This is a genomic window from Rhizobium sp. BK275, assembly GCF_014193555.1.
In the GTDB taxonomy this organism is placed as follows: Bacteria; Pseudomonadota; Alphaproteobacteria; order Rhizobiales; family Rhizobiaceae; genus Rhizobium.
Window position 1 is genome coordinate 250,353 of record NZ_JACHZL010000009.1, and the last position, 19,775, is coordinate 270,127.

General features: G+C 62.3%; 23 protein-coding genes and 1 pseudogene. 10 read left to right on the forward strand and 14 right to left on the reverse strand.

The window, feature by feature from the left end:
• Positions 1–5: 5 nt before the first annotated feature.
• The 3 genes and pseudogenes from FHT82_RS30720 to FHT82_RS26735 all read right to left on the reverse strand — a co-directional run bounded on the left by FHT82_RS30720 (position 6) and on the right by FHT82_RS26735 (position 673).
• A pseudogene (locus FHT82_RS30720) lies at positions 6–232 on the reverse strand (hypothetical protein).
• Between the two features lie 49 nt (positions 233–281).
• Positions 282–461 (reverse strand): hypothetical protein, encoded by a 180-nt coding sequence (locus FHT82_RS26730; RefSeq protein WP_183735718.1) that lies wholly within the window; start codon positions 459–461, stop codon positions 282–284.
• An 8-nt stretch (positions 462–469) separates the two neighbouring features.
• On the reverse strand, positions 470–673 hold the full coding sequence (locus tag FHT82_RS26735; protein ID WP_183735719.1) for a hypothetical protein: 204 nt from the start codon (positions 671–673) through the stop codon (positions 470–472).
• 93 nt (positions 674–766) lie between these two features.
• Between FHT82_RS26735 and FHT82_RS26740 the strand changes: the two genes are divergently transcribed.
• A complete protein-coding gene (locus tag FHT82_RS26740) occupies positions 767–1,576 on the forward strand; it encodes an endonuclease/exonuclease/phosphatase family protein (RefSeq protein ID WP_183735720.1) in 810 nt (269 codons plus the stop codon).
• On the opposite strand, the gene FHT82_RS26745 is transcribed toward FHT82_RS26740, so the two are convergent.
• Genes FHT82_RS26745 through denD form a run of 3 tightly spaced genes read right to left on the reverse strand, consistent with a single transcriptional unit; the run spans position 1,573 to position 4,451 of the window.
• Positions 1,573–2,208: an aldolase gene (locus FHT82_RS26745; RefSeq protein ID WP_183735721.1), complete on the reverse strand. Its 636-nt coding sequence runs from the start codon at positions 2,206–2,208 to the stop codon at positions 1,573–1,575. The two genes, FHT82_RS26740 and FHT82_RS26745, sit on opposite strands and share 4 nt — an antisense overlap.
• Positions 2,201–3,463, reverse strand: a complete 1,263-nt coding sequence (otnK, locus tag FHT82_RS26750; RefSeq protein WP_183735722.1) for a 3-oxo-tetronate kinase — start codon at positions 3,461–3,463, stop codon at positions 2,201–2,203. The genes FHT82_RS26745 and otnK overlap by 8 nt, the downstream gene beginning before the upstream one ends.
• A gap of 1 nt (position 3,464) precedes the next feature.
• Positions 3,465–4,451 carry a D-erythronate dehydrogenase gene (gene denD / locus FHT82_RS26755; RefSeq protein ID WP_183735723.1) on the reverse strand — a complete coding sequence of 329 codons (987 nt, stop codon included), beginning with the start codon at positions 4,449–4,451 and terminating at the stop codon, positions 3,465–3,467.
• Between the two features lie 279 nt (positions 4,452–4,730).
• Between denD and FHT82_RS26760 the strand changes: the two genes are divergently transcribed.
• Both FHT82_RS26760 and FHT82_RS26765 read left to right on the forward strand, forming a co-directional pair.
• Positions 4,731–5,696, forward strand: coding sequence for an acetylxylan esterase (locus FHT82_RS26760; RefSeq protein WP_183735724.1), 966 nt, complete (start codon positions 4,731–4,733; stop codon positions 5,694–5,696).
• Complete coding sequence (locus FHT82_RS26765) at positions 5,693–6,421, forward strand: alpha/beta hydrolase-fold protein (RefSeq protein WP_183735725.1); 729 nt, start codon at positions 5,693–5,695, stop codon at positions 6,419–6,421. The genes FHT82_RS26760 and FHT82_RS26765 overlap by 4 nt, the downstream gene beginning before the upstream one ends.
• 44 nt (positions 6,422–6,465) lie before the next feature.
• Here the strand turns inward: FHT82_RS26765 and FHT82_RS26770 are convergent, their stop codons facing one another.
• Together FHT82_RS26770 and FHT82_RS26775 are read right to left on the reverse strand one after the other, a co-directional pair.
• Complete coding sequence (locus FHT82_RS26770) at positions 6,466–7,371, reverse strand: S1C family serine protease (RefSeq protein ID WP_183735726.1); 906 nt, start codon at positions 7,369–7,371, stop codon at positions 6,466–6,468.
• A 156-nt stretch (positions 7,372–7,527) separates the two neighbouring features.
• On the reverse strand, positions 7,528–8,445 hold the full coding sequence (locus tag FHT82_RS26775; RefSeq protein WP_183735774.1) for an AraC family transcriptional regulator: 918 nt from the start codon (positions 8,443–8,445) through the stop codon (positions 7,528–7,530).
• Positions 8,446–8,561: 116 nt separating this feature from the next.
• On the opposite strand from FHT82_RS26775, the gene FHT82_RS26780 reads away from it, so the two are divergent.
• Complete coding sequence (locus FHT82_RS26780) at positions 8,562–9,515, forward strand: SDR family NAD(P)-dependent oxidoreductase (RefSeq protein ID WP_183735727.1); 954 nt, start codon at positions 8,562–8,564, stop codon at positions 9,513–9,515.
• On the opposite strand, the gene FHT82_RS26785 is transcribed toward FHT82_RS26780, so the two are convergent.
• Complete coding sequence (locus FHT82_RS26785; RefSeq protein ID WP_183735728.1) at positions 9,512–11,134, reverse strand: ABC-F family ATP-binding cassette domain-containing protein; 1,623 nt, start codon at positions 11,132–11,134, stop codon at positions 9,512–9,514. The genes FHT82_RS26780 and FHT82_RS26785 overlap by 4 nt on opposite strands.
• A 165-nt stretch (positions 11,135–11,299) precedes the next feature.
• On the opposite strand from FHT82_RS26785, the gene FHT82_RS26790 reads away from it, so the two are divergent.
• From FHT82_RS26790 to FHT82_RS26805, 4 genes are all read left to right on the forward strand, one after another.
• Positions 11,300–11,731, forward strand: coding sequence for a DUF1801 domain-containing protein (locus FHT82_RS26790; RefSeq protein WP_183735729.1), 432 nt, complete (start codon positions 11,300–11,302; stop codon positions 11,729–11,731).
• Positions 11,732–11,743: 12 nt separating this feature from the next.
• On the forward strand, positions 11,744–12,178 hold the full coding sequence (locus FHT82_RS26795) for a DUF1801 domain-containing protein (protein ID WP_183735730.1): 435 nt from the start codon (positions 11,744–11,746) through the stop codon (positions 12,176–12,178).
• Between the two features lie 112 nt (positions 12,179–12,290).
• Entirely contained in the window at positions 12,291–12,467 is a 177-nt protein-coding gene (locus FHT82_RS26800) for a hypothetical protein (protein ID WP_183735731.1), read from the forward strand.
• Between the two features lie 6 nt (positions 12,468–12,473).
• Complete coding sequence (locus FHT82_RS26805) at positions 12,474–12,848, forward strand: VOC family protein (protein WP_183735732.1); 375 nt, start codon at positions 12,474–12,476, stop codon at positions 12,846–12,848.
• Between the two features lie 10 nt (positions 12,849–12,858).
• On the opposite strand, the gene FHT82_RS26810 is transcribed toward FHT82_RS26805, so the two are convergent.
• The gene (locus tag FHT82_RS26810; protein ID WP_183735733.1) at positions 12,859–13,698 is read right to left on the reverse strand and encodes an alpha/beta hydrolase; all 840 of its coding nucleotides are present in this window, start codon (positions 13,696–13,698) and stop codon (positions 12,859–12,861) included.
• 161 nt (positions 13,699–13,859) lie between these two features.
• On the opposite strand from FHT82_RS26810, the gene FHT82_RS26815 reads away from it, so the two are divergent.
• Positions 13,860–14,480, forward strand: a complete 621-nt coding sequence (locus FHT82_RS26815; protein ID WP_183735775.1) for a CGNR zinc finger domain-containing protein — start codon at positions 13,860–13,862, stop codon at positions 14,478–14,480.
• Between the two features lie 21 nt (positions 14,481–14,501).
• On the opposite strand, the gene FHT82_RS26820 is transcribed toward FHT82_RS26815, so the two are convergent.
• Positions 14,502–15,227: a class I SAM-dependent methyltransferase gene (locus FHT82_RS26820; protein WP_183735734.1), complete on the reverse strand. Its 726-nt coding sequence runs from the start codon at positions 15,225–15,227 to the stop codon at positions 14,502–14,504.
• 45 nt (positions 15,228–15,272) lie between these two features.
• Positions 15,273–16,136, reverse strand: coding sequence for a DMT family transporter (locus tag FHT82_RS26825; RefSeq protein WP_183735735.1), 864 nt, complete (start codon positions 16,134–16,136; stop codon positions 15,273–15,275).
• A gap of 90 nt (positions 16,137–16,226) precedes the next feature.
• On the opposite strand from FHT82_RS26825, the gene FHT82_RS26830 reads away from it, so the two are divergent.
• Positions 16,227–17,666 carry a PLP-dependent aminotransferase family protein gene (locus FHT82_RS26830; protein WP_183735736.1) on the forward strand — a complete coding sequence of 480 codons (1,440 nt, stop codon included), beginning with the start codon at positions 16,227–16,229 and terminating at the stop codon, positions 17,664–17,666.
• Here FHT82_RS26830 and FHT82_RS26835 read toward each other — a convergent pair.
• Both FHT82_RS26835 and FHT82_RS26840 read right to left on the reverse strand, forming a co-directional pair.
• Positions 17,629–18,501 carry a Pnap_2097 family protein gene (locus tag FHT82_RS26835; RefSeq protein WP_183735776.1) on the reverse strand — a complete coding sequence of 291 codons (873 nt, stop codon included), beginning with the start codon at positions 18,499–18,501 and terminating at the stop codon, positions 17,629–17,631. The two genes, FHT82_RS26830 and FHT82_RS26835, sit on opposite strands and share 38 nt — an antisense overlap.
• Positions 18,502–18,503: 2 nt before the next feature.
• Positions 18,504–19,775, reverse strand: a complete 1,272-nt coding sequence (locus FHT82_RS26840) for an MSMEG_0569 family flavin-dependent oxidoreductase (RefSeq protein WP_183735737.1) — start codon at positions 19,773–19,775, stop codon at positions 18,504–18,506.

The following is a 19,775-nucleotide window of genomic DNA, read 5'->3' on the forward strand; positions in this document are numbered from 1 at the left end:
CCTGGTTAGCTTGAAGCATTCTGCCGGAGCAGGTTTGTGTCAGGGCAAAGGCGATTGGCGACGGGCATACCCCAGGTACGTCCGAGCCGATCGCCTTTGATCCTGGCGCAAAGATGCCCGGCCCTGGCTGGTTTGCTAGCAAACCAGCGGGGTTGGCTGAAACGGGCCGTCTGATCGACCGGCCGGCTTGGCCGTAGATCTGGGCTACGACGCGCGCCGGCCGGTCGACCATCCGACTCCGTTTGAGCCAACAGAATGCTGCAAGCTAACCAGGAAAGGCTCTAGCGCGTCACCGCGCCACCGCCCGAGGGGTTGATGAGCGGAATAGGCTGTTTGCCGTCGCTGCCGGCGTCCGGCTTGAGGATCGGCGGTTTGCCGGACTCTTTCCCGTGTGAATCTTGGTTGCCGGTGTCGGCGGGCGGACCTGCTTCCGGTTTTATGAAACGTTGCGGGTTGGCCATGGGTCTTCCTAATCATCTTCCTTGGTCTTCATGGCGTCGGAAACCTTCTTCACATTGGGATGGTTGAGGTTTTCGCCGTGGGCATCGCGGGCCTTTTCCGGATCATCCTTCGCATGCAGATAGCCTGCTGGCTTCGTGCCCTGCGGCCCTTCCCAGCGCGGCGACTGATCTGTGGTGCCGGGCGCACCATCCTTGGGACTGTTCAGTGCCATGATATTTCTCCTTTACTGTCGCAGAGAACAACAGGGCAGGACCGGCATTGTTCCCTGTGCGAATCTGCTAGTTTCGCCGAAAAGGGAGCTCGCATGGCTTTGCGGATCATTTCACTGAATGTCTGGGGCGGCAGCATTCACGCACCGCTGATCGATTATCTTGCGGGCGCGGAGGCCGATATCTTCTGCCTGCAGGAGGTGGTGCGATCGGCTGCGGGTGCGCCTGACTGGCTGGAATATCGCGACGGCAACACTGTGCTGCCGCAACGCGCCCATCTTTACGACGAAATCGCCGCCATTCTGCCTGACCATGACGGCTTCTTCTGCCCCTTTGCGCGGGGCGATCTCTTTGACGGCGAGACGGTCTTCACGACCGAATTCGGTATCGCCACCTTCGTGCGTAAATCATATCCTGTCATCGGCCAGGCGGCGGATTTTATCCATGGCCGTTTTTCGGCCGATGACTGGGGCGAGCATCCGCGATCCCGCAATGCCCATTGCATCCGCCTGTTCGACTACTCCGGCGGCTTTTCCGTCACCATCGCCCAGCTTCACGGCCTGCGCGATCCCGCAGGCAAGGGCGACATTCCGGCCCGCCATGCCCAGGCCGACGCACTGGTCGAACTCATCGAACGCGTCTGGCCCGGTGATGAACGCCTCGTCGTCTGTGGAGATTTCAATGTGCTGCCTGACAGCGTCACCTTCGAGAAGCTTGGCCGCCTCGGCCTCAACGATCTCGTCACCGGCAGAGGCTTTACCGATACCCGCACCTCGCTCTATCCGAAGGAGGGGCGCTTTGCCGATTATATGCTGGTGACGCCGGAGGTCGTGGTGGAGCGCTTTGAAATTGTCGAACAGCCCGAGGTTTCCGATCATCGGGCGCTTTTACTTGAAGTTGCCTAGCGCAGCTTGAAGTGCTTCTCCAGGTCGGCAATCTGCTCGCCATTCAGCTGTCGCACCTTCATGCCGCGGGTGATGATCGAAAGCTTCGCCGCCTCTTCCAGCTCCTCGATGGCAAAGACGGCAGAATCAAGCGTGGCGGCCGATACGATCGGCCCGTGATTTTCGAGAAGCACCGCACTGTGCTGACCGGCGATTTCGGCAATCAGCGGCTTCACATCCGCCGAGCCCGGCCGCGTATAGGGCACAACGGGCACCTTGCCGACACGCATGACGACATAGGGCGTCAGCGGCGGAATGGCATCCTTCGGATCGGTATCGGCAAGGCAGGAAAGCGCCGTCGCATAGGTGGAATGCAGGTGCACGACGGCACCCGTCTGCGGCCGCTTCTCATAGAAGGAGAAATGCAGCGGCAATTCCTTGGTCGGCGCATCGCCCGAGAGGTGCTTGCCGTCGCTGTCGAGCTTCGAAAGCCTGTTGGCATCGAGGAAGCCGAGGCAGGAATTGGTCGGCGTTGCGAGGTAGAAGTCCTCGGTCTTCACCGAGATATTGCCGGAAGAGCCGGCCGTAAGCCCCCGCTCGAAAAGCGATTTTCCCCAGCGGACGATGCTTTCCCGCAGTGCTGCCTCATTCATGGCCGGCGACCCTGTCCAGTGCCTTGGCGAAAAAGTCGGGCGAGCCGAAATTGCCGCTCTTCAGCGCCAGGCCGATCGGCCGCATCGGCCGGCCGCGCTCGGAAACGAGGACCGGCACGCCGGGATCGATCTCCGCACCGATGATCATCTGCTTGAGGCCGAGCGCTTCGACGACGGCGCCTGACGTTTCCCCGCCGCCGACGACGATCTGCTGCGTTCCGGTATCGGCAAGCCGCTTGGCAAGGCCGCCGAAGAAATCCTCGAGGATCTTTGCCGATTCCTCGCGCCCGAAGCGCTGCTGCACGAAGCTCACGACATCGGGCGAGGTGGTGGAATAGACGATCGGATTGTCGTCCGCATTGGAGGCTACCCAGCGGGCGGCATGCTCTATCGACATCGTGCCGCGCACAATAGCCGCCGGATCGATCGAGAGACCGGGATGGTTCTGCAGATGGCAGGCGACCTGGTTCTGCGAGTCAAGCGAACAGGAGCCGCAGAGGATGACGCCCGGCCCGCTGACGGCGGGTACCTCGGCCGGAATGCCTAATAGTTTGCCGCGCTTGGCGAAGTTGCACACCAGCCCCTGCGCCAGTCCGGACCCGCCGGTGACCAGCTCATGATCGACCACCGCCTCGCCGATCGTCAGGAGATCGGCATCCTCGATGGCGTCGACCACGACGAGGCGGTTGCCCTCGGTCAGCTCGTCGCGCAGGCGGCTGCGGATGGCGCCAGAACCTTCGCGCACCGTATCGAGCGTGATGCTGCCGACGCCGCCGCGCGTCTGCAGCCGCAGCCAGCGGCGGATATCCGGATCGGTCATCGGCGTCAGCGGATGGTTCTCCATGCCGGATTCGCTGAGCAGCTTGTCCTTGACGAAAAGGTGGCCCATGAACACCCGTCGGCCCGTTGCCGGAAAGGCGGGGCAGACGACGGTGACATTGGCGCCCGTCAGCCGCTGCAGGGCTTCGGCCACCGGGCCGATATTGCCTTCGGGCGTGGAATCGAAGGTCGAGCAATATTTGAAGAAAATCTGCTCGCAGCCTTGGTCCAGCAGCCAGCGCGCCGCATCCATCGACTGCAACACCGCATCCTCGACCGGCGCCGAGCGTGTCTTCAGCGCCACGACGCCCGCTTCGCAATTCACCTTGCCGCGGCCGGGACCGACGAACTGCATCGTCGACATGCCGCCGCGCGCAAGGGTATTGGCAAGATCGCTGGCGCCGGTGAAATCATCGGCAATGGCTCCAAGCAGCATGTCAGGCGCGCTCCGGCAGTCTGTTGTTCAATTCGTCCTCGATATGGACGCGGATAATGTCGTCAAAGGATGTCTCGGCTGTGAAGCCGAGCGACAGGGCGCGGCTGGCATCGAAGCTCTGCGGCCAGCCGGCGATGATCTTGGCGATACCAGCGTCCGGTTCGCGCCGGATCAGCCTCACGGCGCTCTCGCCGGCAACGCGCCTCAGCGCCTCGATCTCATCGCCGACGGTGGCGGCAAGCCCCGGCATGGTCAGCGTGCGGATCTGTCCGAGCGGCACTGTCTCGAGTTCGGCAGCCTTGAGCAGGAAGCGGATGGCCGCGCGCGGGCTTGCAAACCAGTGACGAACGCTTTCATCGACCGGAAGCACCGCCTCCTGGCCGATCAGCGGCTCGCGCAGAATGCTGGAGAAGAAACCGGAGGCGGCCCGGTTCGGCTTGCCGGGGCGGATGGTGATGGTCGGCAGGCGGATGCCGATGCCGTCGAGGAAGCCGCGCCTGGAATAATCTGCCAGCAGCAGTTCATCGATCGCCTTCTGCGTGCCGTAGCTCGTCAGCGGCGTCAGGTGATGTGTATCGCCGATAATCGATGGCAGCGGCTCGCCGAAGACCGCGATGGAGGAGGTGAAGACGAGTTTCGGGCAATAGGGCTGTTCGGCAAGCCGGATCGCTTCCAGCAGGAAGCGTGTGCCGTCGAGATTGACGCGGTAGCCCTTCTCGAAGTCCGCTTCCGCCTCGCCGGAGACGATTGCCGCCAGATGGAAGATCAGGTCCGGCCGTCGAGCGATCAGCTGCTCGGCCGTTCCCGGCTGTGAAAGGTCAGCCGCAATGGCCTCCACTGCGCCGCCGAAATCAGGTTTTTCCGGCGCCACGACATCCGCCAGCACCAGCGCGTCGATGGATCTGCCGTTCAGCGTCCCGCGCTCGCACAAAGCATGGACGAGCTTGCGGCCGATCATCCCGGCCGCGCCGATAACAAGGATTTTCATTTGAAGCGGTCCCTCCGACCGATGAAATGAACGCCAACAGAAAACGCGCCGCCGCCTGAGTCGGCGTGGACGCCACGTTTCCAGTTAAGACCAGCCGGGAAGGGCTGTCACGCAATTTCAGCCGGAAGGGCCTGTTTGATTGCGAGTTGGAAACCACTCCATGAGCCGCGGCGACAGGGCTCCTGTCGATGCAGTTCGGTCTCCCCGGACGCCGAAGGCAGTATTGGGACATCCCCGCGGGTCTTGCCCCACGGCCGGTTTCGCGGCAACAAGCGTTGCATGAGCATCCCGACAGAATACCCCTTCGACTTCGACCCCACTTACGGCATGACGCTTGCCGATCTGCAGGCGATCCGCCCGCCCGAGGCACCGCCGGGCTTCGATGCTTTCTGGCAGAAACGCTATGCCAGGGCACTGACGGTGAGGCCGCAGCCGGTGCTGACCAAGAGCAAGGACGCCCATCCGGACTGGCATGTGCAGGATATCGTTTACACCTCCACCGATAATATCAGCATCGGCGGCTGGCTGCTTACGCCCCGCAAGGGCGAGATCAAGCGCGGTCTCGTCGTCGGCCACGGTTATGGCGGCCGCGACCAGCCGGAATTCGATATCCCGGTCGAGGAGACCGCGATCCTCTTTCCCTGCTTCCGCGGCATGTCGCGCAGCGCCCATCCGCCGATCTCGCCGGAGGCGCCCTGGCATGTGCTGCACGATATCGACGATCCCGATCATTACGTGATCGGCGGCTGTGTCGAGGATCTCTGGGTTGCCGTCTCTGTGCTGCTGGCGCTCTATCCAGCTCTGTCAGGCCATATCGGCTATAGCGGCATCAGCTTCGGCGGTGGCATCGGCGCGCTCGCAATTCCCTTTGATGTCAGAATCACGCGCGGCCATCTGACCGTGCCGACCTTCGGGAACCGCAAGCTGTGGCTGACATTGCCGACTGTCGGCAGCGCCCATTCGGTGCAGGAATATGCAAAGACCCATCCCGAGGTCTTTGAAAAGCTGCGCCTTTTCGATGCCGCAACGGCTGCGACGCGTATCAAAGTGCCGATGCTGACCGCTGTCGCGCTCTTCGATCCGGCGGTAGCACCTCCCTGTCAGTTCACGGTGGCGAACGCTCTGCCGCAATCAAAATTTAATGAAATCTTCATCCTGGATGCCGGGCATTTCGACTATCTTGATAGTGCAGTGCAGCAGACTGCGCTGCACGAGCGAGTCGGGCGGTTTTTCAGGGGTCTATGAACCGAGAATATCTGCGCTGGTACAGCGATCGGCTCCATCGTGACATGGAGCTTCTGGTGTTCGGCCATGCCGGCGCCAAAGTACTGATGTTCCCAACGCGGGAAGGGCGCTTTTGGGAATACGAACATCTCGGCATCGTCGCCAGCCTCAGAGATAAACTCGAGGCCGGTCACCTGCAGCTTTTCTGCATCGAAGGCCTGGCGAACGAGACCTTCTACGATTTCCGCCGCCATCCGGCCGATCGTATCAGTCGCCATATCGCTTTCGAAGAATATGTGCTGAACGAGGTTCTGCCGCTGATGGAGAGCCGCAACCGGCACGAATGCACCATCGTCCACGGCTGCAGCCTCGGCGCCTTCCAGGCCGCCAGCCTCGTCTTTCGCCACCCGCATCTCTTTCGCAAGCTGGTGGCCTTTTCCGGCCGCTACGACCTGACGATGAGGGTCGAGTCCTTCGGTGATCTCTTCGAGGGCTATTACGACGAGACCGTCTACTTCCACATGCCGACGCATTTCCTGCCGGGTCTTCCCTCTGACTGGCGGCTGGAGAAGCTGCGCCAGGTCGATATCGTCCTGACGATCGGCAACGAGGATCCCTTCCTTGACAACAACCGATACCTCAGCCGGCTGCTTGCCGAAAAGGGCGTCGGCCATCAACTGCATTTCTGGGATGGCAGGGCACACCGCGCGGGTGCCTGGCGCCGGATGGCGCCGCTCTACATCTAAATGCCGCCGGATGGCGCCGCTCTATCTCTGAGCACCGTTGGGCTTTACTGCATCAGCGGCTTCTTCAGGAAGCTGTTGCGGTCGGCAGATTTGATGCGCAGCCAGGCTTCACGACCATTGCGCAGCACGCGTATCGGAATTTCCGACCCCGCAGGCCCGCTCTTCCAGACCTTCCGGTAGAAATCGGCAAGCCCGTCCACCTCGCCGTCGCGGATTTCGGAGATGACGTCGCCCTGCTGCAGGCCGGCCTGTGCTGCCGGGCCGCCCTTGGCAACGCTCATGACTACCACTTCGCCGTTGCTTTCGGCCGAAAAGGCGCCGAGCCACGGGCGCGGCGGCCGGTCGATGTGGCCGCGGTGCAGCACGTCTTCCAAGATTGGCGGCAGAAGGTTGATCGGCACGACCATGTTGATATCTGCGACCTCTTCGTCCTGGATCATCTGCAGGCGTAGCGATCCGATGCCGAGCAGCTTGCCCTCGTCGCTGATGAGCGCCGCGCCGCCCCAGGAGGGGTGGGCCGGTGCGATGAAGATCGCCTCGTCGAGCAGATATTCCCAGTAGCCCGCAAATTCCTGCTTGGCGACGATATGGGCCTGCACGAATTCGCCCAGACCATCGGCAAGGATCACCGCGTCGCCGACTTTGGTCTTGACCTTGTCGCCGATTTCGACCGCCGGCAGGTCGAGGGGCGCAAGCGCCTGAATGAGGCCGAAGCCGGTTTCCTGATCGTAAGCCAGCGCATGGCCGGGAACGACCTTGCCGTCCTGGCGCGTCAGCCAGATATCGTCGGCTTCGGTGATCAGGTAGCCGATGGTGAGCACCAGCCCGTTATCCCTGATGACGACGCCACTTCCTTCCCGGCGGGTGCCCAGCGTATTCGCGGTGAAGGCATCTTCGGGGATGGAGGCGCGAACGGCCACAACTGACCGCAGGATCCTGTCGATATTCATGGTTTCATCCTCGTAAGGCGCAGCACAATGGCTCGGAATGTCGCGAGGGCCGGCAAGGGCCGGACGCATACCATTCCCTTGATAACTATGTAACGGAACGCTCCGCTGCAAGACCTGTGGCCTGCGGTCTTTTACCCGGCCTTATCTCACCTGACCTTATCTCGCTTGAGCGGCCGCCTCTCGGCCATACTGCCGCGGCGAGCGCGCCATCACCCGCTTGAAGGCAGTGCTGAAGGCGCTTTCGGACTCGTAGCCGAGCGAAAGGGCGATCGTGCCGATCGGCTCGCTGCTGTTTGTCAGACGCTCGCCTGCCAGCATCATACGCCAGCGGGTGAGATAATCCATCGGCGCGGCTCCGACCTTCTCCTTGAAGCGCTCGGCAAAGGAGGAGCGCGACATGCCGGCCAACGTGGCAAGCTGCTGCAGCGTCCAGCGCCGCGCCGGCTCGGCATGCATGGCGCCGATCGCCAGGCCGATCTGCCGGTCGGCGAGCGCAAAGAGCCAGCCGGTGCCTTCGGTATCGGGGGCTGCGAGATAGAGTCGCAGGATCTGCATCAGCATGATATGCGCCAGATGCTCCGTCATCAGGAAACCGCCCGGATGCCGGCCGCGCAGTTCCCGCGCCATCTGGTCGATCGCAAAGCGCAGAACCGAAGCCTGATCCGAATGTTCGCTGATATGGACGACCGGCGGCAATATGCCGACAAGCAGATCCGCGCCGGCGCCGGAAAAGCCGAAGCGGCTGCCGACCAGGAAGAAGGCGCCGCCGCCATTGCAGATGGCAACCCCATCCTTCGCATGCGCATAGATATCATGGGCCGGGATTGTCGGCAGGCTGCGATCGCTCATCATGCGGAAGGGCCGGCTTTGCGTCAGCAGGAAACAATCGCCCTCTTCGAGCAGGATGGGCTCGACGCCCTCCACCTCCAGCCAGCAGCTGCCCGAAAGCACGGCATTGAACTTGATGCCCTGCGGCGGCGGAAAATCAATCGCCCAGTCGCGGCCGGCATCGAGCCCGAGCGAGACGTAGCTCTTCGGCTTCAAAAGCGCCAGCACATCGGAGAGCGGATCCATGGAAACGGAACTCATGTGGAAATCCGGACGATCGCAAACATATCGTGGACTTTAACGCATAGATCGTATGCGCGCCACCGCATTACTCTTCGGCCGAAAGCAGAAAGGAGACATCAATGGAAAACGCGCAACACCCGATCAGCTCCGGTTTCGGTGCCCGCTCGACGGCTGACGACGTGCTCGCGGGCATCGATCTCACGGGCAGACTGGCAATCGTCACCGGCGGCCATTCCGGCCTCGGACTGGAGACGACGAAGGCGCTGTCGCGGGCAGGCAGCCATGTGCTGGTCGGCGCCCGCCGGCCCGAAGAGGCGGCCAGGGCGCTCGCCGGTATCGCCAATGTAGAGGTAGAAAGGCTCGATCTTTCCGATCTCGAAAGCGTGCGGCGGTTTGCCGAGCGCTTCGTCGCGTCGGGACGCAAGGCCGATATGGTCATCAACAGCGCCGGTATCATGGCCTGCCCGGAAACTCTGATAGGGCCGGGCTGGGAGGCGCAATTTGCCACCAACCATCTCGGCCATTTCGCGCTCGTCAACCGTCTCTGGCCGGCGATTGCAAGCGGAGCCCGCGTGGTTGCCGTCTCCTCCGGTGCTCATGGCATCACGCCCATCCGCTGGGACGATATCCAGTTCACCAAGGGTTATGACCGGTGGCAGGCCTATGGACAGTCGAAGACTGCAAACGCGCTCTTTGCGGTGCAGCTCGACAGGCTGGGCAGGGATACCGGCATACGCGCTTTCTCGCTGCATCCCGGCAAGATCTTGACGCCGCTGCAGCGCCATTTGCAGAAGGAGGAAATGGTCGCCGCCGGCTGGATCGATGCCGAGGGCAATGCCATCGACCCGAGTTTCAAAACGCCTGCACAGGGCGCCGCGACACAGGTCTGGGCTGCAACCTCGCCGCAGCTTGCAGGCCTCGGCGGCATCTATTGCGCCGATTGTAACGTCGCTGTCATCTCGGACGACGGCGCGGAAACCAGCGTGCGCGCCTATGCCGTCGATCCCGACGAGGCGGCCCGTCTCTGGGCGCTCTCGGCGGAACTGACCGGTGTAGACGCGTTTAGCCGTTAAGCGTGGATGCCGGGAGCCTCGTAGCCGGTGCGCTCGACATATTCCGTGTAGCCGCCGCCATACTGGTGGATGCCGTCGGGCGTCAGTTCCAGCACGCGGTTGGAAAGGGCGGCAAGGAAGTGCCGGTCGTGCGAGACGAACAGCATCGTGCCCTCGAAATCGGCGAGCGCCTTGATGAGCATTTCCTTGGTGTCGAGATCGAGATGGTTGGTCGGCTCGTCGAGCACGAGGAAGTTCGGCGGGTCGAACAGCATCTTGGCCATGACGAGGCGGGCCTTCTCGCCGCCGGAAAGCACGCGGCAGCGCTTGTCGACGTCATCGCCCGAAAAGCCGAAGCAGCCGGCAAGCGCTCTGAGCGGCGCCTGGCCGGCAAGCGGGAAGGAATCTTCCAGCCATTCCAGCACGGTACGCTCGCCATCGAGCAGGTCCATGGCGTGCTGGGCGAAATAGCCAAGCTTGACGCTGGCACCCAGCGCCACACTGCCGGCATCAGGATCGGCAGTGCCCGTCACCAGCTTCAGCAGCGTCGACTTGCCGGCGCCATTGACGCCCATGATGCACCAGCGCTCCTTGCGGCGGACCATGAAATCCAGGCCTTCATAGATAACGCGGCTGCCGTATTTCTTATGCACGTTCTTGAGGTTGACGACGTCTTCGCCCGAACGCGGCGCCGGCTGGAATTCGAAGGCCACCGTCTGGCGGCGCTTCGGCGGCTCGACGCGCTCGATCTTTTCCAGCTTCTTCACACGGCTCTGTACCTGCGAGGCGTGGCTGGCGCGCGCCTTGAAGCGCTCGATGAACTTGATTTCCTTGGCAAGCATCGCCTGCTGGCGCTCGAATTGCGCCTGCTGCTGCTTCTCGTTCTGTGCCCGCTGCTGCTCGTAGAAGCCGTAGTCGCCGGAATAGCTGTTGAGCGAGCCGGCATCGATCTCGATGATCTTGGTGACGATGCGGTTCATGAACTCGCGATCGTGCGAGGTCATCAGCAGCGCGCCTTCATAGGTTTTGAGGAATTCTTCCAGCCAGATCAAGCTTTCGAGATCCAGATGGTTGCTCGGCTCGTCGAGCAGCATCACGTCCGGCCGCATCAGCAGGATGCGGCCGAGGGCCACGCGCATCTTCCAGCCGCCCGAAAGCGCGCCGACATCGCCGTCCATCATCTCCTGGCTGAAGCTGAGACCCGCCAGAACCTCACGCGCCCGGCCTTCGAGCGCATAGCCGTCCAGTTCCTCATAGCGCGCCTGCACTTCGCCATAGCGCTCGATGATCTCTTCCATCTCGTCCATGCGGTCGGGATCGGACATGGCCGCTTCCAGCTCGCGCAGTTCTGCTGCGACGATGCTGACGGGGCCGGCGCCTTCCATCACTTCGGCAACCGCGCTGCGGCCGGCCATTTCGCCGACATCCTGGTTGAAATAGCCGATGGTGACGTGCTTTTCGACCGAGACCTGGCCTTCATCCGGCAGCTCTTCGCCGTTGATCATGCGAAAAAGCGTGGTCTTGCCGGCGCCGTTCGGGCCGACCAGGCCGATCTTTTCGCCGCGATTGAGGGCGGCTGTGGCTTCGATGAAGAGGATGCGGTGGCTGTTCTGCTTGCTGATATTGTCGATACGGATCATGTCTAACGCGGGTGCTTCAAGAGAATTTGGCGCCCTTATGCCACGGGTTTTCGCTCCTGTCGCAATTTTTCCGCGTCATGAAGCCGTGATGTTGGAAACGACCCGCCCGGTGTGACTGGAAATCCGGTGATCCCTCCTTATTATCCCCCTCGGTGGAGGAACCCCATGGTCGACAAAACGACTGACAGACAGGCAGAACCGCGATTGCTGTCAGGCGGCAATCCGCAGATCGCCAAAGGCGAGGGCGATGGCCCGGTGCAGGCCTATATTGCCGCCATGCCCGGCTGGAAAAGCGAGGTCGGCCGCCGCCTCGACGGACTGATCATGCGCACCGTTCCCGATGCCCACAAGGCCGTCAAATGGAACTCGCCGCTCTACGGTATGAAGGGCGACGGCTGGTTTCTCGGCATCCACTGCTTCAACAAATACATCAAGGTCGCCTTCTTCCGCGGCGCCGGGCTCAAGCCGGTTCCGTCGGGAGAATCCAAGACCGCGGAAACACGTTATTTCCACATCCACGAAGAGGATGAGATCGACGAGGCGCAGTTTACAGAATGGGTGAAGCAGGCGAGCCTGCTGCCGGGCGAGAAAATGTAAGGAAGAGAGACGATGAAGAAAGCGGCGACGACGAAAAAGGAAACGGAACCAAAGGAACCCTCTCCCGCCGAACGCATCGATGCGAAGATCAAGGAACTCGGCGACTGGCGCGGCGAAACGCTCGCCCGTGTCAGAGCCATCATCCGCGAGGCCGACCCGGACGTGGAGGAAACGTGGAAATGGCGTGGCGTCCCGGTCTGGGAACATGCCGGCATCATCTGCACCGGCGAAACCTATAAGGCCGTGGTGAAGCTGACCTTCGCCAAAGGTGCTTCCGTGGAAGACCCCGCTGGCCTTTTCAACTCCAGCCTTGAAGGCAATACGCGACGCGCGATTGATATTCATGAAGGGGAGGAGATCAATGAAACGGCACTGAAGGCGCTGGTGCAGGCGGCAGTGGCGCTGAACACGGCGCGCAAACCCGCTTCAAAGAAAGCAAGCGGCTAGATCGGCCCAAAAGCGTTTCGTGCCAAAACCGGTCATTGCCGATACCGCAAAGCGTCCTATCTGGGACCCTGTTCAATCACGTCGACTGAAACCCGATAACACGGAGGCTCTCTTGAAAGATTACCTTCCCTATCTGGTAGGCGGACTGGCAGGAATGCTCATCGCCATTCTCCTGTCCAGCCTGTTGGCGCTGACAGGAACGCCGCAACTGATCCTTTTCGGCCTGCTGCCCGCAGTCGGCGGCGCGGTCGCTGAACGTGTCGTCCAGCGCCGCTCCGGCAATTCGTGAGAGACGATGGGGCGGCTGAAGGAAATCGTCGTCGATTGCGATCTGCCCTCGCGCGTCGCCCGCTTCTGGGCTGAGGCGCTCGACGGCTATGCGGTTCTGCCTTACGACGATGAGGAAATCGCGCGTCTGGCAGCGCTCGGCCTGACACCCGAAACCGACCCGGTGGTGATGGTCGCAGGCCCGGGAACGCGCCTCTGCTTCCATCTTCGCCGGGGAGAGCGGCCGGCCCGCAACCGCGTTCATCTCGATATCGCAGCCGATGACCGCGAAAAGGAGGTCGCGCGCCTGATATCGCTCGGCGCGACCTTCGTGCGTGAAACGGCTGACTATACCGTGCTGAACGATCCCGAAGGCAACAATTTCTGCGTCACCTCCGGATAGTCGGTCAGCCTCAGCCGAGGAAATCGCGGATCGCGGCGGCGATCTCTTCCGCATGCGTTTCGAGCGCGAAATGGCCGGTGTCGAAGAACTTGATTACGGCATCGGGAATATCGCGGGCGAATGCCTCCGCACCTGGTGGCAGGAAGAAGGGATCGTTCTTGCCCCAGACGGCAAGGAAGCGCGGTTTGTGGGTCCGGAAGTAATCCTGAAAGGTCGGGTAAAGCGCCACATTGCTCTTGTAGTCGCCCATCAGATCGAGCTGCACATCTTCCGCGCCCGGACGCGAGAGATAGAAATTGTCGAGCGAATAACCGTCTGGCGAGACCGTGGTCGGATCGGCAACGCCATGCGTATACTGCCAGATCGTCGTTTCCGGCCCGAGGAACGCCTTCAGCACGGCGCGGTTTTCTTGCGTTCCATCCTGCCAATAGGCCCGCACCGGGTTCCATGCCTCGCTGAGGCCATCGACATAGGCATTGCCATTCTGTGAGATGATGCCCGTGATCCGCTCTGGATGCTTCACCGCCAAGCGGAAGCCCGTCGGCGCGCCGTAATCGAAGACATAGACGGCATAGCGATCGAAGCCGACGATCTCGGTGAAGCGGTCGATCGTCTCTGCAATGCTGTCGAAGCTGTTGACAGCCGGATCGCCAGATTGGCCGAAGCCCGGAAGATCAGGGGCGATGATGTGATAGCGATCGGCAAGCAGCGGGATCAGATCGCGGAACATGTGGCCGGAGGTCGGGAAGCCATGCAGCAGCAGGAGCTTCGGAGCGCCCCGCGCGCCGGCCTCGCGATAGGCGATCTTGATGCCGTCGACGGTGGTGTTGCGGTAGCTGATCTTGGTCATCGTCATGTTTCCTTCGTTTTCGCCTCGTAACTGCTTAAATCGGTATAGAACGGTTACTCTCGAAGAAGATAACTTGTCAACAGCAATTTGAACGGTTACATATAAACAACGTTTCGAAAGAAGCTGCTTTGGATTGCACGGCAGCCGGAATAGGACCCGTGATGGATAACCACTCTACCGCCCTTTTTCTGGGTGATGCACCGGCGCTGGATTTTCTGAACTCGGTGGCAACGTCAGTCGATGTGCCTGTCGACGCGATCGAGGACGGGGAGGGATTGCTGCGCTGGCTCGATCAGGCAAAGCTCGTCTCGTTGGAAACGCTGGAGGCCATACGGGCTCAGGCGCTGCCGGGAGAATTGGACAAGGTCGCCGATCAGGCGAGGAATCTGCGCGAGTGGTTCCGGACCTTCGTCCGCGAGCACAGGGGAAAGCCGTTGAAGCCCGAGGCGCTCACCGAGCTCGAACCGCTGAACCGTCTGCTGGAACGCGACGAAGGGTACAGCCGCGTCGTGGCGCGGCAGACCGATGAGGGCGAGGTCTTCGACTTCCAGCACATGCGCAAATGGCGCTCGCCGGAAGCGCTGTTGCTACCGGTCGGCGAGGCGCTCGGCCGTTTTGTCTGCACGGAGGATTTTTCCAATGTGAAGGCCTGCGAAGGCCCGTCCTGCACGCTGCTGTTTGCCGATCACACCCGTGGTCATCGCAGGCGCTGGTGCAGCATGGCGCTCTGCGGCAATCGCGCCAAACAGGCCGCGCATCGGCACCGGATCAGGCAGGCTTGAGGGCCGCGACAGGCAGCTTGGTTAGGCATAAGCCACCCAACCTCTGAAGCTGAAGGCCGCGTAGAACAGGGTTACGTCTGAATAGCCTGCCGCGCGCAGCATGGCCTCCTCATCTTCTGGGGCGAGGATTTCGAGCCTTTCCCGCATGGCCTTGCGGGCATTGTTCAGCCGCGCAGGATCCGCCCCATCGGGTGCGCCATAAGCGATATGCCGATCGATCCATATCGATCGCTCCGGCTCCGTTTGCGGGAAGCTCACATGCGCCAGAACAAACGGCGCATCCGCTTTCAGGCGACGCCGAATTTGCTGAAGTGTTTCAAGGCGTTGTTCGCGAGGGATATGATGGAAGGTCAGCAGGCACGCCGCCGCGTCGAACGGACCCTCCGGCGCGACATTGATGCTGCCCTCGTGAAAACCGATGCGTCTGCCGTGCTCTCCGACGACCTGCCTTGCCAGTTGCAGCATGTCGGCGGAGGGATCCACACCGTCAAAAGTCCAGCCCTCGTGCGCCTCGGCAAAAGCCTTGAGTTCCAGTCCGCCGCCCGCACCAAGCACGAGCACCCGGCCGTTCACGGGTGTGCGCTCCGCCATCAGCATCGCCGCCATGCGATGCAGGCTTGAGAAACCCGGAACCTGGCGCGGCGGACCTTCAAGATAGGATTTGACCGCATCCCCGGTGAAGGGGGATGCCGGCACGCGGGCCGCAGATCTGTCAGGGGGCGAGGGCGGATGGTCATCTCTCATCATGTAACTTTAATTATTACACGATATCCGAACTGTCAATTCGCAAGCCTATTTCGCAAACTTGCGTGCCCCGGCCACGCAGAGAATGACGGCGACCGTCACGGCAAGCATGGACCAGCTCACCGTTTCGCGCAGCAGCGTTGCGGCAAGCGCCAGCCCGAAGAAGGGCTGCAGCAACTGCAGCTGGCCGACGGCGGCGATGCCGCCCTGCGCGAGGCCGCGATACCAGAAGATGAAACCGATCAGCATGCTGAAGAGCGAGACATAGGCGAGGCCCAGCATGGCGGGCGTCTGGATGTCGGCGAGGTTGGGCGGCCGGTAGGCGATGGCAGCCACAAGCATGACCGGCAGGGATACGACGAGAGCCCAGGAAATCACCTGCCAGCCACCGAGCCGACGCGACAGCCTGGCGCCTTCGGCATAACCGAGCCCGCAGACGATGATGGCGCCGAGCATCAGCGCATCGCCGATAGGCGAGGCGGTCAGCCCCTGCATCAGCGCAAAGCCTGCGACCAAGGCGCTGCCGAGCAATGAGAAAAGCCAGAATGCCGGCTTCGGCCGCTCGCCGCCCCTGACGACGCCGAAGATCGCGGTCGCGAGCGGCAGCAGGCCGATGAAGACGATCGAATGCGCCGAGGTCACATGCTGCAGCGCCAGCGCTGTCAGCAGCGGAAAGCCGACGACAACGCCAAGCGCGATAACGACGAGCGAGATGAGATCCTGCCGCGAAGGCCTCTTCTCACGGAAGGCGATCAGCAGGCAGAGCGCCAGAATGCCGGCAATCGCCGCTCGGGCGACTGTCAGAAAAACCGGATCAAGCTGCATCACTGCCACGCGTGTGGCCGGCAGCGACCCGCTGAAGATCAGCACGCCGATAAAACCATTGATCCATCCGGTCGCGGTGCGATCCATGCGAGGCTCCCTCATTAGTTCGTCCCACGCTTATCGGCGCTTCGCGCTGGTGTTGCCAGCCACAGTTCGATACAGTTTGCTGAAACTGTAATGGTGAAAGGACCAGTACGGATGGACGAGCAGATACAGGCTGGCAGCAGGGTCGGCATGGTCATGGCGACGATCCGCCAGCGCATTGCCGGCCGCAGCCTCACACCAGGCTCAAAGCTGCCGTCGATCCGCAGCCTTTCGGGAACCTTGAAAGTCTCTGCCTCGACGGTGGTCGATGCCTATGAACGGCTGGTCGCCGAAGGCGCGATCCTCTCACGCCCCGGTTCCGGCTTTTATGTCGCGAGCCAGACGGCACCACTCTCGCTCGCCGATATCGGCCCGAAGCTCGATCGCGCCGTCGATCCCTTCTGGGTGTCGCGGCAATCGCTGGAGGCGCGTGAAAGCGACCTCAAACCCGGCTGCGGCTGGCTGCCACCTTCCTGGTTTCCGCAAGACGCCATCCGCCGGACGCTGAGAACTCTGTCGCGCACCGATGCCGCAAGCCTTTCCGATTACGGCGCCCCGCTCGGCCTTCTGCCGCTGCGCCAGCTCATTGTCAGGCGCATGGCCGAGCGCGGCATAGAGGCCTCGCCCGACCAGATCATGCTCACCGAATCCGGAACCCAGGCGATCGATTTTCTCTGCCGCTTCCTGATCGAACCCGGCGATACGGTGCTGGTCGACGATCCCTGCTATTTCAACTTTCATGCGCTGCTGAGAGCCCATCGCGCCAAGGTCGTCAGCGTTCCCTACACGCCCTCCGGCCCCGATATCGAACGCTTCGCCGGCGCACTCGCCGAGCACAGGCCGCGGCTCTACATCACCAATTCCGCAATCCATAACCCGACCGGCGCGACACTCTCGCCGGTGACGGCCCACCGGCTCTTGAAGCTCGCCGAGCAGCATGGCCTGACCATCATCGAGGACGATATCTTCGCCGATTTCGAACATGCGGCCGCACCGCGTCTTGCCGCCTTCGACGGGCTGGATCGCGTCATCCATATCGGCAGTTTTTCCAAGACGCTCTCGGCCGCCGCACGCTGCGGCTTCATTGCGGCGCGGCCGGACTGGATTGAGGGCCTGATCGATCTCAAGATCGCCACATCCTTCGGCGGTGCACGAATGAATGCCGAACTGGTGCTCGGCGTGCTCAGCGACGGCAGCTATCGCAAACATGCGGAAAACCTGCGCAGCCGCCTTTCCAAGACGATGTTCGAGGTGACGACGCGGCTGAAAGCCCTGGGCATCCGGCCCTGGCTGGAGCCGCAGGCTGGCATGTTCCTCTGGTGCCACCTGCCTGACGGCCTCGACGCCGCCGTCGTGGCGCGCGCCGCACTTGCCCGCAATGTCGTACTGGCGCCCGGCAATGCCTTCAGCCTGTCGCAATCGGCCACCGGCTTCATGCGCTTCAATGTCTCCCAGACGCTGGATAGCAGGGTATTTGAGGTGCTTCGGGATGCGCTCAAGCAGGCATCAATTCGTCCGCCTGCCACTCCATAAAGGCTTTGCCGATCACCTTGCCATCCTCTTCCCGCCGCAGCCGGCAGCAGGCTTGCCGTCGGTCTGGAGAAAGCCCCATCAATTCCACCCGCACGGCTTCGCCCGGCCGGATATTGCCGGAAAAGAATATCTCTCGCCGGGACACCTGCGAAAGCTCAGGGAACCACCGCCCGAAGGCGCGATCGGTGAGCGCCTGGAATTCGGCGAAGTAGAAGAGGCCAGCGCCGTTGAATTCCTGCGAGGCATCCGGCTCGAACCGATAGCCGCGCAACGCCTTGGCCGGATTGGCCGGCAGACCGAAATGCGTCTCCAGCGTGCCGGCGCGCAGCAGTGCCGCCGTCCTTGCCAAGGCATTATCCTCGGCAGCCGCCGTCAGGCCGGGCAGGGGAACGCGGGCGATCGAGTAATTGTCGCCCTCCCGCATGCGGCAGACGAAGGTGGAGATCAACTCCACCTCGCCGATCAGGTTGCCGCGCACGAAAAGCCGGTGACGGGTCGAGACCTGCGTGCGCGAGATCGGCGAGAGCGCCGAGCGGATCGTCAGCACGTCATTGGCACGCACCGCATCGAAATTTGCGTGCTCCAGCGACGTCGCGCAGATCGCCGCATAGGCCTCGCCGCCGTCGGGTGTGCGGAAATCGGCATTCTCCATGCCGAGATGGCGGGCGAGCATCAGCCAGTGGCGATGCCCGAGCTCCTTCATCGCCCACGTCTCCGAAAGGCCCGTGGGCGTCAGGTGCGGCATGCCGATCAGCATGTGCGGCGCAAGCGCCAGTTCCATCAGCTCGCGCGCTGACGGCTCGGGCGGATGAAAATCGAGGATCGCTACATTCATGTTCAAGCGCTGGCCGCCTGTTTGAGGACAGGACGGGCGGCTTCCAGATGGCTGGCGAGATGGTCCACCACATGCTCGGCATCCTTGCCGACGGCAAGGAACCGGCCGGAACCCCAGGTCCAGAGCCAGGGCAGGCCGAGCACGTAGACACCGTCTATGCCGGTCACGCCGCGCCGTTGCACCGGATAACCGGTGCCATCGAAGATCGGCAGGCCGACGAATGACCAGTCAGGCAAAAAGCCGGTTGCCCAGATGACGGAGGTGACACCTTCCGCCTTGAGATCGAGTTCCGCCGGTTCGCTTTCCGGCTCCCAGAGCGGCGCATAGACGCTTGCCGGCGGCGCATCGATGCCCTTCTCGGCAATGTGCCGGTCGATCAGCGCATTGATGCCGTTAAAGACGCGGTCGGCATTGTCGAGATTGGATTTGAGGTTGGCTTCGAAAATCATCCGTCCGCCGGACACGCCGTCCATGCGGCCATAGAGCGACATGCCCTCCAGCGCGAACTTGCGTAGGTCGATATCGCGCCCGCCGTCGCGGCCGGTCAGATAGTGGTTGGTATCGTGCTTCTTCTTGGTCATGCCGTCATGCTCGACGGTGATGTCGTACTGGCCGACATCGGCAAGCCAGTCGACCACATCGCGGCCGCGGTAGAAGCGGGCGCAGCGTGGCGCATTGCCGGTCACCATATGCACCTTGCGGCCGGCAAGATGCAGGTCCTCGGCGATCTGGCAGCCGGACTGGCCGGAGCCGACGACGACGACGGCGCCCTCCGGCAGTTGGCCGGGATTGCGATAATCCGCCGTGTGGATCTGCAGGATATCGTCGGGAATGCGCTCGGCGGCGCGCGGAATGGCCGGCGCGCTGTAGAGGCTGGTGGCGATGATGACGCTGTCGGCGGTCACCGCGCCAGCCGAGGTCGAGAGCCGGAAGAGGTCGCCCACCTTTTCCAGCGACGTGACGCTGGTGCCTTCCAGCACGGGCGCATTCACCTTTTTCACGAAGCGGTCGACATAGGCGATGATCTCGTCCTTCACCATGAAGCCGTGCGGGTCGTCGCCATCATAGGGGTGATCGGGCAGCTGGCATTGCCAGTTCGGCGTCACCAGGCAGAAGGCGTCCCAGCGCTCGTTCTTCCATTTATGCGCCACGGTCTTCTTTTCGAAGACGACATGATCGATGCCGTATTTCGTCAGGTAATGGCTGGCCGAAAGCCCGGCCTGACCGCCGCCGATCACGACGGCGCTGTAATGCGGCTTGAGGGAAAGGGTCAT

Coding starts and splice junctions, on each gene's coding strand:
- FHT82_RS26730 (WP_183735718.1), bottom strand. CDS start 461: ATGGCCAACCCGCAACGTTTCATAAAACCGGAAGCAGGTCCGCCCGCC.
- FHT82_RS26735 (WP_183735719.1), bottom strand. CDS start 673: ATGGCACTGAACAGTCCCAAGGATGGTGCGCCCGGCACCACAGATCAG.
- FHT82_RS26740 (WP_183735720.1), top strand. CDS start 767: ATGGCTTTGCGGATCATTTCACTGAATGTCTGGGGCGGCAGCATTCAC.
- FHT82_RS26745 (WP_183735721.1), bottom strand. CDS start 2,208: ATGAATGAGGCAGCACTGCGGGAAAGCATCGTCCGCTGGGGAAAATCG.
- otnK (WP_183735722.1), bottom strand. CDS start 3,463: ATGCTGCTTGGAGCCATTGCCGATGATTTCACCGGCGCCAGCGATCTT.
- denD (WP_183735723.1), bottom strand. CDS start 4,451: ATGAAAATCCTTGTTATCGGCGCGGCCGGGATGATCGGCCGCAAGCTC.
- FHT82_RS26760 (WP_183735724.1), top strand. CDS start 4,731: ATGAGCATCCCGACAGAATACCCCTTCGACTTCGACCCCACTTACGGC.
- FHT82_RS26765 (WP_183735725.1), top strand. CDS start 5,693: ATGAACCGAGAATATCTGCGCTGGTACAGCGATCGGCTCCATCGTGAC.
- FHT82_RS26770 (WP_183735726.1), bottom strand. CDS start 7,371: ATGAATATCGACAGGATCCTGCGGTCAGTTGTGGCCGTTCGCGCCTCC.
- FHT82_RS26775 (WP_183735774.1), bottom strand. CDS start 8,445: ATGGATCCGCTCTCCGATGTGCTGGCGCTTTTGAAGCCGAAGAGCTAC.
- FHT82_RS26780 (WP_183735727.1), top strand. CDS start 8,562: ATGGAAAACGCGCAACACCCGATCAGCTCCGGTTTCGGTGCCCGCTCG.
- FHT82_RS26785 (WP_183735728.1), bottom strand. CDS start 11,134: ATGATCCGTATCGACAATATCAGCAAGCAGAACAGCCACCGCATCCTC.
- FHT82_RS26790 (WP_183735729.1), top strand. CDS start 11,300: ATGGTCGACAAAACGACTGACAGACAGGCAGAACCGCGATTGCTGTCA.
- FHT82_RS26795 (WP_183735730.1), top strand. CDS start 11,744: ATGAAGAAAGCGGCGACGACGAAAAAGGAAACGGAACCAAAGGAACCC.
- FHT82_RS26805 (WP_183735732.1), top strand. CDS start 12,474: ATGGGGCGGCTGAAGGAAATCGTCGTCGATTGCGATCTGCCCTCGCGC.
- FHT82_RS26810 (WP_183735733.1), bottom strand. CDS start 13,698: ATGACCAAGATCAGCTACCGCAACACCACCGTCGACGGCATCAAGATC.
- FHT82_RS26815 (WP_183735775.1), top strand. CDS start 13,860: ATGGATAACCACTCTACCGCCCTTTTTCTGGGTGATGCACCGGCGCTG.
- FHT82_RS26820 (WP_183735734.1), bottom strand. CDS start 15,227: ATGATGAGAGATGACCATCCGCCCTCGCCCCCTGACAGATCTGCGGCC.
- FHT82_RS26825 (WP_183735735.1), bottom strand. CDS start 16,136: ATGGATCGCACCGCGACCGGATGGATCAATGGTTTTATCGGCGTGCTG.
- FHT82_RS26830 (WP_183735736.1), top strand. CDS start 16,227: ATGGTGAAAGGACCAGTACGGATGGACGAGCAGATACAGGCTGGCAGC.
- FHT82_RS26835 (WP_183735776.1), bottom strand. CDS start 18,501: ATGAATGTAGCGATCCTCGATTTTCATCCGCCCGAGCCGTCAGCGCGC.
- FHT82_RS26840 (WP_183735737.1), bottom strand. CDS start 19,775: ATGACCCTTTCCCTCAAGCCGCATTACAGCGCCGTCGTGATCGGCGGC.